This window comes from Candidatus Latescibacterota bacterium (genome assembly GCA_019038625.1).
Taxonomy (GTDB): Bacteria; Krumholzibacteriota; Krumholzibacteriia; order Krumholzibacteriales; family Krumholzibacteriaceae; genus JAGLYV01.
The window spans coordinates 1-1,637 of record JAHOYU010000196.1; the positions used below are offsets into that span (position 1 = coordinate 1).

Consider the following 1,637-nt stretch of genomic DNA (forward strand, 5'->3'; position numbering starts at 1 on the left):
GTACGTATATTTGCAGGTTCTCCCGAGGTTCACTGCGAGAGAAACAGTCGTCAAAATGTTGTAAAAACTTCTTCAATTCTCGTCCAATACCTGTAATGAGTCTAACATCCATATCATTGCTCCTTACAAACATTCTGTTTATAAGGAGTTATCGTCTTGACGGATCAATCTTCTTGAGCCTATATTGCGCTGTAGTACTAGTACTACAGCGCAATATAGTTTAATAATTACGCGGAACACAGGATTTTAACTGACTGATTTTTATCCCTAGTTGTCTCAATTGTCGAAGTCTTTTCTTGCGATGAGATTTTCGGGCGGCGCGATTGCGCCATTGATGATACTCGATCCGATCGAGGACTCTTTGATACAGTACCGTTTTCACCGATAACTGGAGCCATTGGCCCGTAATCCAGGCACATGCCATCGAACGGACTTGTTCGATGGTCAGGTACAAACTCTCGGTCTTTTTTTTCTCGGTGACTGTGATGAACACGAGCACAAAACAATTGACTCAACTGACTGATATAGAAGTGACGGTATATGCCTTGCCAGGAACGCATCTCAAAATGATCCATCCCCAGTTCTCGCTTGCCGATCTCGAAACAACGCTCAATCGGCCAACGAGAGAAAGCGATCCATAGCAACCATTCAAGGGTTACGTCCGGCGAATCCAGTGACACATTCGCCAGGAAGTATTTGACCTCGTTTGTATCGAGAACATTGCGTGCGATAATCAAGGTGTGAGCTTGGCGGGGAAGACCTTTTTCGCCTTGTTTGCGATAGAACTTGGAAGCCTTGACTTCCCAAACAACCGGACCTTTTTCGCCGTCCTTAATACGGAAACGTTGCCATTCCTGCTTGGCAAAGACCGGTGAATAGGCAACTAGATTTCTCACTTCACAGGCAGGCAATGTTTTTCGAGAAAGACGTGGATAGTGCCGTTTTCGGCCTTTTTTCCGTGTCTCAGCGGGCGTCGCTCTTTGTAGTATATGGGGTTCTCGTAACCAGCCAACAAAGTCCGAAGGGATCTCGCCAACGTAGTTCTGACCCAGACCGTCCAGGCCATCCAGGAACGGTCCGGAGCGGCCATACAACTCATCAAAGGTTAGAGCGGAAAACCGTATACCGTTCTTCAAAGCTCGGCGAACCTGCTCTAATGCAATCTGGGGTTTGGTTTGAAATTGTATGTTTTCTGGAACCTTTGTTTTTTTTCGCAGTGCAACATCATTCGCCCAGTCTTGAGGTAAAAACAGATCGCTATCCAGCAGACATTGAAAATCGCCTAGGACATAACCCAAGTGAACGCCCACCACACAATTGTCAACTTTACCGGTATTACCACACCACTGACGCTGTACCCCGCACGTAGATAGACCCTTCTTAGGATGGCCTGTCTCATCAATGACGCCAATCGCATTGGGATGGGTATGTTCAGTAGCCACAATCCACTGGATGCGATCTCGCAAACGCACGTGGTCCCAACTGACAGAAGAAAGGAAGTATTGCAACGTTCTCGGGGCTACGCCTGCAGCCAAAGCAATGGGTTCAATGCTCTTTCGTTCCAAATCAGACAACTGCCCCTGTACGTATATTTGCAGGTTCTCCCGAGGTTCACTGCGAGAGAAACAGTCGTCAAA

General features: G+C 47.1%; 1 protein-coding gene. It reads right to left on the reverse strand.

From position 1 onward, the window contains the following. Positions 1-227: 227 nt before the first annotated feature. Positions 228-1,637 (reverse strand): IS701 family transposase (locus KOO63_13605; GenBank protein MBU8922847.1); only part of this gene is annotated, 1,410 nt, incomplete at its 5' end.